This window comes from Sphingobacterium sp. LRF_L2, assembly GCF_965644235.1.
Classification (GTDB): Bacteria; Bacteroidota; Bacteroidia; order Sphingobacteriales; family Sphingobacteriaceae; genus Sphingobacterium.
Genome location: NZ_CBFFRI010000001.1, coordinates 493871 through 507471, shown reverse-complemented (window position 1 = coordinate 507471; position 13601 = coordinate 493871). Strand labels below are relative to the sequence as shown.

Here is a 13601-nt window from a genome sequence, read left to right as displayed (position 1 = left end):
TACTAAAAATAACGCGTTCCTTGCGAGAAATATGACGAGGCAATCTGCGTTCTGACATCGCCGGATTGCTTCGTTAACATTGATAACGTTGTTAGATAGCCTTTTCAATAAACATGTGACAGCGGGCTCATTACACAACAAAATATACAATTATAATATCACAAAAACATGATCAGATTTTACGGAATAGTTCTGGCATTCGCATTACTTGCAGCTTGGCCAATCGCATTGTTACGGGCACAGTCTCCCGATAGTAGGAGTAGAAATCAGGAACTGAACAGGGTCTTGCGGGAGGGCACGCCCGAAGCGAAAGACAGTCTGGCCGCAGACCTTATCGCAGCGACAAAGAAATCCAAATCGGTCGAAGACTATGAGCGTGCAGTGGATTACCTGGGCCGTCTGGGGAAAAAAGAATCGGCAGATTCCTTGCGTGTAATCACGACCAGGAAATTCCCTAAAAGCAAGGTAGCACGCGACAGCTATATCCAAAATGTCTACTACAAACAAGAGGGAGCCGATGCGAAGGAAAAAAGCTATAAGTACCTAATCAAAACCTGGCCTGTTAACAAAACTTCAGACAATAACATTACCTATGATTACGTGATTGCCAGCTTAGCAAAATCTTTTGCCGATGAGGGCAATAAAGACAGAGCCATCTATTACCTAGGACAGATGAATGAACGCTTTTGGCGCGCACAAGGGTATATCCCCGTAGCGACAAAATTTTTGCAGCAAGGTGATACCGTCACAGCCTTACCATTGATCCAGACAGCCATCGATGACGCCGAATACTATATTCGTCTGCCGAAAGAGCAAAGAGATGGTAAATCCGGATTTGCAGGTGTTGGTTATCCGGGATATGTCAGTCAGTTGGTCGAGGTTTACACCGCTCAGGGCAAACAATTAGAGGCTTTACATATCATTGAAAAAGCTATTTCTTTAGTTCCTGACCAAGCTTCTCGTTTTAGTGGTAGCTACTTCAAAGGACTAGAAGCTGCAGGACGTAAACTCGAAGCTTTGCAACAGCTTGAAATCATCTACAAGCAAGGTACATTCGCACAAAAGGATAAGATGAAAGAGCTATACATAGCCCTGAATGGTTCAGACAGTGGGCTCGAAAGCTACTTTGATCGTATGGACGAAGAGTTAGTAAAATCAATCCGTGACCATATTAAGGAGATGGCAACATTTAAACCTGCACCAGCTTTCGAATTGACCAACTTAAAAGGCGAAAAGGTTTCCTTAGCAAGCTTGAAAGGTAAGGTAGTAATACTTGATTTCTGGGCCACATGGTGTCAACCTTGTATACGATCTTTCCCTGGTATGAAAGCTGCACAAGCGCAATACGAAAACGATTCGGATGTACAATTTTTATTCATCAACACCTGGGAACGTGATAAGAATTACAAAACCAACGTCGTATCTTTCATCGAAAAAAACAATTATCCTTTTGAAGTTCTTTATGACGATCAAAAAGATGCAGAAACGGGTCAGGTTATGGCCGCTAAATATGGGGTACAAGGGATACCTGCAAAATTTGTTATCGACAAAGAAGGCAATATCCGCTACTTCCTGACAGGATCAACACCAAATGTGGATTACATCAAGATGGAAATGAAAGAACTTATTGAAGCTGCAAAGAAACCTCATAAAGGTTAATCAGGGATAAACCTTATATCAAACTAAAGGGGCATCAAAATGAAAGCCCCTTTAGTTTTCTTTTTTTAATTTTCCCTCCTTGACCATAATTCTTCATAGCAACCGCCATTTGGAATTGCAACTGGAGCCCGGCACTCTTTCCCACAGCGCGATCCTATTGCACAAGCAGATCGGGATGCGACACGTCGTCACCAAAGCCGGCCGATCTCTTCGGCATCTACAGCAGCAGCGCCAAGCGGATCAACCACGTCGGCCTCATCAAAACCACAACCGACAAGTACATCACCAGCATTGAAGGCAACGTCAACAACCAAGTACTATCCAAACGCCGACATCAAACAACAATCTACGCACTATCCGATTGGGTAGTGAGGTATTAGTTACAGAGTGATAGAAGAGTTACAAGGTTACATTTTTTGCAAAGTCGTTGATTCGTAAAGTCGTGAAGTCGTTGATATTAGTTACGAAGTGATGAAGGAGTTACGAGGTTACTTGATTGTAAAGTCGTGAAGTTGTAAAGGAAAAACAATTGTACAAGAAATAACACCTTGAAACCGATTTTTAGAGCTTGCGAAAGGAAATCATTGCAAAGCGATCTTTTTAGGAATGGCCTTGGTTCTTTCTACGGAAATCTTTGATCAGGAAATTCTGTTAAGAACGAAACACTGTCTGAGCGAAGCGAGTTTGTTTCGTTTAAGAATTTACGATAAAAGATAGTAGAAATAACCTAGCCTTGATTTTTTGATTACTTTTTTATTAAGAAAAAAGTAATGCCCTGTCTTGGCAAAGGACAAAAAAGAAGTCAGCTCGTATTTGAGGGGCACAACTTTATTAAAAAAAGTAATGCTTTTGCCCTTTGCTAGAGCAAAGGCATTACATAATAAAAACCTTATGAAAACAATCACAATAACACTAATAATCATACTATTATTCTCCTGCCGTACGTATAAAGAAAAAGTACAGCAGGAGAGTAGAAGCACTACCCTAACGGAAGAAAGCAAAACAGTGCAGCACAGATACCAGTGGCTACAGCAAGACAGTCAAAATCGGCAATGGTATTTCTGGACAGACAGCACCTTTACCTACCATCCCGACAGCGGTTTAAGAGCAACCTCAGGATTCATACTGGTGACAGAAACGGCTTCCGGATCCTCAAGTGTCGAATCCAACGCATATTTATCCGAAGACCATTCAACAAAAGAGGAAACTTATGAGTCGCTTACCACTAGTAAAGCACTCCATAGAGGGAGCTCGTACTTTTTCATAGGAGGCGGAATTCTATTTGTACTACTTATAGTATATCTATATGTTAAATTTTTCAAATAAATACGCTTACGAAAACTCTTTATTATACATTTTTAATTGTTTAATTATTCTGTTTTATTTGATGTATATATATGCTATATTTGGCTGTCCAAACTATTAAACGTTTTATGAAATTTAAAAAAACCTTTTGTCTTATCTGTATCTTTTTTTTAATTATCATTTTCTTTAATGCATGTAGAAAGAATGATTTCAAGACTTCAGGCAAATCCTTAATCACTCAATTGAAAGTTTCTAGAATAGTATCAAGTGTAATTGAAAACGAATTTCCATTAAATACATTATCTTCGAATTGTCCTTGATAAATACATAAGTTATGAAAGAAAAGCTTCTTGTCAATTTAGTGGTAGCTTACCTGATTTTTCCGATTTTGATCACTTCTGATTATTGGCCTAAAATGATTTCTGGAGAGTATACCTATTATGCAGAACGGTTTATCAGTGTGCAAGCCTATTGGAATAAAATAAGTCCTAATTTTTTATTTGCAGGCACAGCATTTGGATTACTTAGTCTACTGCCTTTTCAATTATTGAAAGATCATTGGTTAGCTAAACATCAGCCTACATACCTTAAAAGTTTAGGCTTATACATAGCTTGGAACACTTTTGTTATAGTGATCACAGGATATGGATTGGTCTTTATACTAATAATGAATGAAACTAAAATACCATTGGCAGTTTTTTTGTTAATTTGGTCAATAGTTATCCATGCTATACTTTACTTTCAATTGGATAAAGAATCTTTCACAGAATCTGATGAATAAGAATGCAGATATAGGGCAAATAGGTAATGCAATATTTGCATTATGATTGTTTTGAAGATGAAGAAAGTATTAAGTCTAGCCAACTTTTCTTCGATCGTTGTTCTAGCTCTGTTCTGCCTTTGTTCTGACTTTCTTCGGACCAACTTCGCCCTTTCTTCGATCGCCGCTTTACTTTTTTCTTACTGTCGTTATACATTTTCTTTACTGAAGTAACCAAACAGTATAACGGGAGTATCATAAATGTACTTCAGCGACCGAACAATTAGCGAAGATGATAGCGTGTTTGTTATAAGAAGACCAGAAGAAAGGTTATCCATCCGACAGTCTCCGACAAGATGTAAACCATCACCCGCCAATCGTCCGACAAGTCGGTTCAAGCACTTTTTTTTGTTGATTAGCTGCCTATTTTTGTTCAGTCAGTCGGAAATAGCCTGTCATAATTGGTTTTTTTCACATTTAAAAAAGTAAAGAAATGGAGATAATTGAAAATATAGTCAAAAAGTGAATTCACAGGGGGGGGCTGATCCGAGCTGGGAAAGTTTTTGGTGTGTTTGCGCAACTGTATATTGATTTTTTTTATCGTTTTTAATTTTATTTTCTGTTTATTTTATTGATTTTTAATGGTGTTGTTGGATATTTGCTGGTTATTTTTGAATTTTGATACAAGTAGTAAAGCTGATAATTTCACAAATACTGGTTTACATCTATACGTATTTTGAAGTTTTATATTGAGTATAAATAAAATCTATTAAAATTATAGACTTTAGTGTGAACGTTGTTATATTTGCGGACGATTGAATGGTGATGAGCGGAAGCTATTGCCTGAGGTAAATTCAAATGAGCATGGTTAAGGAGATTAGTAATGTCGTTTTAAAACAAGTGGGCGATGGCGATGAGTCAGCGTTTAAAAGCTTGTTTGATACTTATCGTCCTAATATTTACACCACGGCATTGCGCGTGACTAACAATGAATGGATGGCTGAAGATATTGTGCAGGACACTTTTGTCAAAGTCTGGATTAACAGACATCTTCTCCATTCTCTTGATAATTTTGAAGCTTGGCTTTATGTTCTGGCAAAGAATATTACCCTGAATATTATTAAAAAACAGGACAGCTATAAGGCTTATGCGCAAGAGGAGGCACGGGCTGCCTTAATACGTGTTTATCCCGAGGCAGACTATTTGGTGCAGGATAAAGAATTTCAACGCATGCTGCAAGAAGCGGTTGATCGGTTACCTCCTAAGCAAAAGGAAACCTATCGCTTGATCCGAGAGCAATACCTTAAGCGGGATGAAGCTGCGAATATACTTCATGTATCCCCTGAAACCGTTAAGTGGAATTTGGATCAGGCTATGAAAAGCATCCGTGCTTATTGCCTTGCTAACATGAAAGAAATGCCATTTGTTGTGCTTCTTCACTTTTTCTTAAAATATTTTTAATTTTTTTTTAATCCTTACCCCCCAAAGTATTTTTTCAACTGTCATATTTATACAACGGCAATAAAATCAGCTTTGTGTTGCAAATCTGATTTTTATTACCGTTGTTTTTTAGAATATTTTTAGTTGGCTCACTCCGCTAAACACGATACAGATGGATACCCCAAACGATAATAAATTACGATACCTACTAGACCGCTGTTTAAGCGGGCAGGAAACCGCGGAGGAACGTGCGGAGTTGGATGGCTATTTCGAAAGTGAACAATCGCAGGAGTTATTGGATGCCGAAATTTTGGATGCTTTTTATCAAGAAAAGAAATTAGTCGATATAGCACCAGAAAAACAAGAACAGATATTAGAGGCGATATATGCTTTAGAGCAAATAGATCGGCCCATTCGAAAAATTAATTATTGGAAATGGGCAGGCGTCGCAGCCTTATTCTTGTTCATACTCATGCCATTCTTAATTGATAAAACTACAATTACGAAGCATGAATGGACTCTCACGGATACAGCGCCGAAGCAGGAAACCCAACAAAAGATCGTCGAAGGGCCAGCGCATTCGGAGGATCTACTTCCTGCCCAAGAGGAAGCTGTACTGGAAATGGCTGATGGTACTCGTATTGCTTTAGCGAATCTTGCTGCGGGTAAAACCTTCGAAAGAGAGGGCGTTACAATGGAAAGATCTATTGACGGAAGTTTAGTTTTGCGGTTTTTGTCCGATTTGAAGGGCAATCAGCGATTTGCAAACCATATTCATACGATAAGAACACCGCGCGGTGGGACGTATAAAGTGGTGCTTTCTGATGGTACTATTGTCCATCTCAATGCGGATTCTAAGTTGAGCTTTCCGACTACATTTACGGCGGATGAGCGACGTGTTACATTTGAAGGTGAAGCCTACTTCGACGTAGCTAAAGACAAAAAAAGGCAATTTATTGTTGTTAGTGGTTCGGGAAAGCAGCAGCAGGAACTTCGCGTATATGGAACAGAATTTAATCTTTCGGCTTATCCAGAAGAGGAGAGCGTACGTACGACGTTGATCGAAGGAAGTGTGAAGGTTAAATCTGTATATGCTGGGGTGGAGCTGTTCTTGAAGCCGAACGAAGCAGCATTGTTGGGCATGGGAGGATTGACCAAAGATGTGGCAGATTTGGATGCAACACTCGCATGGAAAAATAATGTCTTCTATTTTGCAGACGAACCGATTGAAAAGGTAATGTCGCAGATCAGCCGCTGGTATGATGTAGATATACTGTATCAAGGTCCTGTGCCAACAGACAAATTCTGGGGGCAGATCTCCCGAAAGAAAAAACTACCAGAGCTTTTGGAAATAATAGCAAAGATGAGCAAACTGAAATTTGATATCCGAGGGAAGGAGGTGTATATCATGGATTAGAGTGAATCAACCTAAACGTAGAAAACAACAGAAACTGAAATCATTAACTACTAACCTAGACTTCTTTCTGCTTCCTAAAAAGTAGAGGGTCTTAACAAAATCAATTTATGGGGACTTTTTATAAAAAGGTACTAGCTAGATTCGTATTTGTAGTACTCTCCTGTATATTATATCATACTGCTTCGGCGCAGAACCGAACAGTTACGATAGAAAAAGATGGGATTACACTTAACGAACTTTTAACTGAAATTCGTAGACAGACAAATTACGATTTTGTATTTACTTCGTCAAAAATAGATTTTCAAAAAAAAATAAATGCCAAATTTCGCAACGCTAGTGTTGTAGATATATTAGGACAATATTTTAATCCTTCTTCGGGTGTCATTCATATTCTTAAGAATCAAACCATCGTCTTGATCGATGAAGAAAAAGCGGAGTATATACTTTTACAGGGGCAGGTTCTTAACAGTACGACAAAACAACCTATGGCCGGCGTTACCGTAGGTATAGGAGAAAAAAATATTCACACCAAAACGGATAGTAAAGGGAATTTTAGTATAAATGTACCTGAATACGCAAAGGCTTTGGAATTTAATTATATAGGTTTTAAAAAATTACTGATCCCTATTACTGCGTCTATAAAGTATCAGGTGGAACTAGAAGAAAAAACCGAGGAAATAGAAGATGTCGTAGTAACGGGTATTTTTAACCGTAATGCAGAAAGCTTCACAGGCGCATCACGAACCATATCTGGAGAAGAATTGAAAAAGATTTCCGCGAATAATATTTTTGCAGGGATTTCAGCTATTGAACCTTCATTCCGCATGATCGCAAACAATGAGTTAGGAGGTAATATTAATCAGCTGCCAGACATCCAATTGCGCGGCCAAAACTCCTTTCCGATTGTCAATGGCGAGCTGTCCTCAAATCCTAATCAACCGTTATTTATTTTGGATGGTTTTGAAGTCGATCTGCAACGTATTGTAGATCTTGATATGAATAGAATTGCTAGCGTTACGATTTTAAAAGATGCATCTGCAACAGCTATATATGGATCGAGAGGGGCAAATGGTGTTATGGTAATCAATACGATTGCACCAAAACCGGGTAAAATTCAAGTATCATTAACTAACGATTTTCGTCTGTCTACACCTGATTTATCGGTTTATAACTACCTCAATGCTTACGAGAAGCTGGATTTCGAAAATCGTGTAGGTATCTACGCGGGCTCGAATTACCAAGAAAGCTACGCTAATGAAATAAAGTATAATGCTCGCTTAAAAAATGCAGCAAATGGCATTGATACCGATTGGAAAAGCATTCCCACACAGATTGGGAAAAATAATCGTACTTCTTTGAACCTGCAAGGTGGTGATGAGTATTTGAGATATAACCTGCTCGCGGCGGCTGATCTTCAAGAAGGCGTAATGAAGGGGCAAACACGTGACAATTATTCTGCTCAATTTGACCTTTCCTATCAAGTCAAAAAAGTGCAATTTAGAAACTCTATTCGGATTAATAATACTGTTGCCAATGAATCGCCTTATGGAAACTTTAGCGAATACCTAAAAATGAATCCCTATTTCAGCCCTTACGATTCTGAGGGAAATGTCCAGCAATATGTGGAGAATTTGCAAATGGATCAGTTCCGATCTTCAAGAGTGACCAATCCGTTGTATGATGCAACCTTAAATTCGGTTAACAAGACTAAACAGTTAGGCGTTACGAATAATTTTCAGGTGAAATACAATATATTGAGCAACCTTTTTATAGAATCTAACCTGAGCTTGAACAAAACGCTGGGGTCTACAGACCAATTTTTTTCTGCTCAGGACAGCCGCTTTGATAATATCGAAGATGTAAATCGAAAAGGAAGTTATACTGCAAAAAATGATGAGGCTTCAGGTTATGAAAGTTTGACTAATATCAACTATAACTTTTCAAAAGGCAAACATCAGTGGATATCTACGGCATCTTTTAACTTGGCCAGTACAACCAATGAGTTCAAACAGATTGTTGCAGAGGGATTTCCTTATGACAAACTGGACAATCTTTTGTACGCCAATCAGTATGAAGAGAATGGAACTCCGACAGGCGATGAAAGTACGGTGCGTCGCGTAGGTATGCTATACAGCGGAAACTACAGTTATGATAATCGATTTTTGTTCGACGTCTCTATAAAAAGAGATGGATCTTCTCAATATGGTACGGACAAACGCTTTGGTAATTTTTGGTCTACAGGGATAGGCTGGAATATACACAATGAGAAGTTTTTTGTACAAAATGAAGTGGTCAATCGCTTAAAAATTCGTGGTAGTTATGGTACTGCAGGATCCTTAAACATTCCTGCATACTCTGCGCAGACACGTTACACTTATGGCGTAAGTAACAATTATTACAATGAACTAGGTGCTGTACTTACGAGTCTTGGGAACGACCAATTGAGCTGGCAGACCGTAAACAAATTGAATATAGGTTTGGATGCGGTGTTGTTCCGCGAACGATTGGACGTGCGGTTAGATGCTTATCGGGATATTACACAGAATGCTTTGACGACTATCAGCTTAGCACCCTCTACGGGCTTCACCTCATTTTCCGAAAATCTTGGAAAAGTACAAAATGACGGTTTTGAATTTTCTGCTCGTTACAAGATCCTTGAAAATCGTTCATCGAGAACAACATGGTCTGTTTTCGTAAACGGCTATACCAATAAGAATATTCTTAAGGAAATTTCCAATCGACTAAAAGCGTCGAATGAACTTCTAAACGAAAATAACGATGCGCAGACAGCCCCTAATATACTCTTTGAAGAGGGACAGTCAATGAGTACCATTTATGCTGTGCGTTCTCTTGGTGTAGATCCGGCTACAGGGTCCGAAATCTTTCTGACTAAGGATGGAGTACGCACCTTCAATTGGAGCGCCAGTGATAAAGTAGCTGTAGGTATTACTGATCCAAAGTGGAATGGTAATTTCGGTACAAATATAGGATATAAGGGTTTTGAATTGGGAATGATATGGAGCTATCAATTTGGCGGACAGCTATATAATCAAACACTGGTGGATCGCGTTGAATCGGTTAATCCGAATGAAAATGTAGATCGTAGGGCTTACGACCTGGGATGGGCGAAAGCGGGAGATATAAGTCAATTTACACGTATTGGGCTTAGCACTGTTGACACCCGTGTCACATCTCGTTTTGTGCAGGACAATAATATATTAAAACTAAGCTCTTTATCTTTAGGATATAATATTGCACAGCAAGCTTGGCAAAAAAAGATAGGAGTACAAAGCCTATATCTATCAGCCATAACAAATGATCTCTTACAATTCAGTTCTATTGAAATAGAGCGCGGAACAAGTAATCCTTTTGCAAGAACATTTTCATTATCTATTCGTGCAGGATTTTAAATTTAGAGGAATTATGAAAAATTTGATATACACTATAAGAAGAATTTATTTATCGTCAACGATAATATTCTTGACATGCTTGCTAGGTAGCTGTGACAAATATTTGGACGTGTCACCTAAATCGAGTGTTTCGGAATCGGATATTTTTTCGTCTGAAATTGGATTTCAACAGGCTCTATCAGGTGTGTACGCACAACTTGCAACACAAAGTCTATATGGTGATAATTTGACAATGGGATTTGCCTCAGCACTTGCTCAAAATTATAATCCCACAACAGTTGCTCAAAACTTTTACGAAGTGGCGCGGTATGATTATAGTTCTGCTAAAGTCATTGGCTATACTACATCTGTCTGGAATACAGCCTATGCCAACATAGCAGCTGTTAATAATATAATTAAACATACCGAAACGAATCGTTCCGTGCTATCGAGTGATAATTACAATATTATCCGAGGTGAAGCGCTTGCCCTACGCGCCCTGCTACACTTCGATCTACTGCGCTTATTCGGGCCTTCCTTTGAGGTAGGCAGCAACGATCTAGCAATACCTTACAAGACCTCAATAGATCAGTATTCAAAATTGCCATCAACAGTTTCTAATGTTATTGATTCTGCTTTGAACGATCTGAGTCTGGCTGGGGACTTGTTGAAACAATCTGATCCCATAGTCAGCAATAGTTTGGAAAGGCAGATTAAAATGAATTATTATGCGGTAAAAGCATTACAGGCACGCATTTACATGTACAAAGGTGATAAAGAAAATGCGTATTCCGCTGCCAAAGAAGTGATTGACTCAGATAAATTTTCCTTTGTGGAAGGCGAATCGATCAATGCGACATTTGGATATGATTATCTTTTAAAATCCGAGTTGGTTTTTGGACTGCGCGTAAGGGAGATAGCTGATTGGGCTGATATTTATTTTAAAAATTATAGGGGAGATACGAGGGTACCTAATCGGTCGGTCGCCGAATATCGTTCTTTATATGAAGTATCAGATAATGCAGATACCGATATGCGTTGGACTTATCTGTTCGGTACACCCACAGGAGCGTCAAATGACATCATGGTCACCACCAAATATTGGCAAACATGGACAGCATCCTCTGACAGTTCGCGTCTGGATCAATTAGTTCCGATGATCAGAAAAACAGAAATGCTTTATATATTAGCGGAAAGTTCAACGAATTCTGATGAAGCGCTAAGCTGGCTTAACCAAGTACGTCGAGCAAGAAATCTCCCTATATTAACGCCCTCTGTTATTACTTCAGCATATTTAAGAGAACAAATCACTAAGGAATACCAAAAGGAATTTTATGCTGAAGGACAGCTTTTCTATTATTATAAAAGGTTAAATGCTACAAGTATGCAATTTTTGTCAGATAGTTTTAATACGGGCAACTACGTGCTCCCTATCCCTGACAATGAATTAGAATATAATCCAAATTATTAACCAGAAAACGTTATGAAAAAAATAGCTTACAAATTTTGGGGGATATTGTTCGTTTTTACGATGGTGTCTTGCCAAAAAGACGATATCATGTTTTATGAAGGACCTGATGCCTTGAGCATTTATTTAGCTTCTGGAGAGGCTGATAGTACCATATACTCATTCGGGCTTGAATTGCCTGAGGTATTGCAGGATACGGTATGGATCAAGGTGAGGGCACAAGGGGCTGCAAAAGATTATGACCGTGTGTTTGAGCTCGAACCTACGGATAAGACCACAGCTGTACAGGGTGAGGATTTTGACCTTCCTCAATATACATTGTACGCCGGACAAATCGAAACCAAGTATCCCGTAATACTCTATAGGACTGCGAAACTAGCCGAGGGGGATGAGACTATTGTGGTTACGATTAAGCCCAATGATTACTTTGTAGAACCAGCACTGGGTCAAGAAATCAGGGGAAGCAACAGCGTGGAGACATTCAAGATTAAATTTAATGATTATTTATCCGAACCAGCCTATTGGAAAGAGCAATATTTAGACTATTATGTTGGCGAATTTTCTATTGTAAGGTTCCAGTTTATGGTGTATGTATACGGCATCACCGACTTTTCGGTATGGTCTTATGGCGAATCAGCAAATGCGGCGCTCAATTTGCGTGTAGCCTTGGCTAAATACGAAGCAGAAAATGGCCCCCTATATGAAGAAAATGGTAATAGGTTAACATTTTAAAAGAATTTTTATGAAAAGGATAATTTTATTTTTTTTTTCCATAATAGCTTTTATCGCAAGCTGCGATAAACAAGAACAATTTGTCTCGACAGATCAATACAGTGAATTCGCGATTAGCTACCCGGGAGACACAACATTAAATATAAACCAGTTAGATACACTTCGTGTCACGCCGGTGATCGAAGGATTGAAAGATGGGACAACATATTCGTATGAATGGAAATTATATGTTGACGACGAGCCTCAGATTTTGTCTGTAGAGCGAAATATAAACGAGGCTATTGCTTTGCCCGAAGGTACTTACTATATGCAGTTTTCTGCTATGGATCAAGCTACAAAGGTAAAAGCCATCAGCGCAATGTACAAGCTTAAGGTAAATGGCTCTTTTTATGAAGGATGGGTAGTGACAAACAACAGGGATGGAAAAGGGCAACTCTCATTTCTACGCGCCGATGGCGAAGTGTTTTTTAATCCTGTAGAGGAGATAAATAACAAGACCTATCCCGGATTAGCCTCAGGTGCAATTACACAACTTAAAGTAACCTTTTATAATTCCACCGTGATTCAAATTATGTACTTTACGGATCAGGGGTTGACTCTTTTTGACCCGTCGACCATGCTTCAGATTGCAGAAACTAATCAGAATATCTTTGAACCAATTGCCTTCACAGACAAACCTGCTTATAAGATGAATAGCCAATATACTGATCAATATATAATTGGAAACGGTAATCTGTATATTGCATATGGGCCGGATAGCTATGGGGCTAAACCAATGGAAACGTTTTCTTCGCGCGTAGACGGCGATTATGTACTGTTTCCTTATGTTTTTCCAGATGTCAATAGGGATGTATTCCTTTACGATAATAAAAACAAACGATTTCTCCGCGCGCCGCGATATTATCGATATGTAAATACAGGTAAGTCTATAGGCTCGACAATGTTAGGCGCAGACTTAACAGCGAGCAGCCACCATCTCTGTTTAATGCAAAATGGAAGTAGCTATTCAATTTTAGATTGTTATTTAGCCTCTACCGCTGGGTCGACATATGCTGAGCAGTCATTTACACCATCGGAGATTGATGAAAATCCATTATTTGCAAGCTCTTCGTTATATTATCATGGCTATTACACTGCTGGCAATAAAATTTATAAAGTAAACGCTAACAACGGGCAAGTATCATTGCTTTATACCTTCGCCAATAATGTGAAAATCGGAGACCTTAAAATGATGAAGACTGGAACAAATGCCAATAAGATGCTAGTAGCCGCGGTTAATCAGGGAGATCAAGGAGAAGTCCATTACATCTATTTAGACGATCAGGGTAATTATGATAGTGGAAAGGATGTGCAGGTATTCACTGGTTTTGGCAATATCGTTTTCTTAAATTATCGGGCAGCTTCATAGTGTAAAAATAAAATGTAAATATA

10 protein-coding genes are annotated in these 13601 nt (G+C 38.8%); 9 read left to right on the top strand and 1 reads right to left on the bottom strand.

Annotated features, from left to right (window positions below; all coding sequences use genetic code 11):
• Positions 1-168: 168 nt before the first annotated feature.
• From ACSZOX_RS02065 to ACSZOX_RS02055, 3 genes are all read left to right on the top strand, one after another.
• Entirely contained in the window at positions 169-1659 is a 1491-nt protein-coding gene (locus ACSZOX_RS02065) for a TlpA family protein disulfide reductase (protein WP_437918084.1), read from the top strand.
• Between the two features lie 891 nt (positions 1660-2550).
• Entirely contained in the window at positions 2551-2985 is a 435-nt protein-coding gene (locus ACSZOX_RS02060; RefSeq protein ID WP_437918083.1) for a hypothetical protein, read from the top strand.
• 313 nt (positions 2986-3298) lie between these two features.
• Positions 3299-3745, top strand: coding sequence for a hypothetical protein (locus ACSZOX_RS02055; RefSeq protein ID WP_437918082.1), 447 nt, complete (start codon positions 3299-3301; stop codon positions 3743-3745).
• Positions 3746-3933: 188 nt separating this feature from the next.
• Here ACSZOX_RS02055 and ACSZOX_RS02050 read toward each other — a convergent pair whose 3' ends face one another.
• Positions 3934-4122: a hypothetical protein gene (locus ACSZOX_RS02050; RefSeq protein WP_437918081.1), complete on the bottom strand. Its 189-nt coding sequence runs from the start codon at positions 4120-4122 to the stop codon at positions 3934-3936.
• A 460-nt stretch (positions 4123-4582) separates the two neighbouring features.
• On the opposite strand from ACSZOX_RS02050, the gene ACSZOX_RS02045 reads away from it, so the two are divergent.
• The 6 genes from ACSZOX_RS02045 to ACSZOX_RS02020 all read left to right on the top strand — a co-directional run bounded on the left by ACSZOX_RS02045 (position 4583) and on the right by ACSZOX_RS02020 (position 13578).
• Positions 4583-5185, top strand: a complete 603-nt coding sequence (locus ACSZOX_RS02045; RefSeq protein WP_437918080.1) for an RNA polymerase sigma factor — start codon at positions 4583-4585, stop codon at positions 5183-5185.
• Between the two features lie 151 nt (positions 5186-5336).
• Positions 5337-6581, top strand: coding sequence for a FecR family protein (locus tag ACSZOX_RS02040; protein WP_437918079.1), 1245 nt, complete (start codon positions 5337-5339; stop codon positions 6579-6581).
• 107 nt (positions 6582-6688) lie between these two features.
• The gene (locus ACSZOX_RS02035) at positions 6689-9991 is read left to right on the top strand and encodes a SusC/RagA family TonB-linked outer membrane protein (protein ID WP_437918078.1); all 3303 of its coding nucleotides are present in this window, start codon (positions 6689-6691) and stop codon (positions 9989-9991) included.
• A gap of 109 nt (positions 9992-10100) precedes the next feature.
• Positions 10101-11441: a RagB/SusD family nutrient uptake outer membrane protein gene (locus tag ACSZOX_RS02030; protein WP_437918077.1), complete on the top strand. Its 1341-nt coding sequence runs from the start codon at positions 10101-10103 to the stop codon at positions 11439-11441.
• Between the two features lie 12 nt (positions 11442-11453).
• Complete coding sequence (locus tag ACSZOX_RS02025) at positions 11454-12170, top strand: DUF4843 domain-containing protein (protein WP_437918076.1); 717 nt, start codon at positions 11454-11456, stop codon at positions 12168-12170.
• A gap of 10 nt (positions 12171-12180) precedes the next feature.
• On the top strand, positions 12181-13578 hold the full coding sequence (locus ACSZOX_RS02020; protein ID WP_437918075.1) for a PKD-like family lipoprotein: 1398 nt from the start codon (positions 12181-12183) through the stop codon (positions 13576-13578).
• Positions 13579-13601 lie beyond the last annotated feature (23 nt).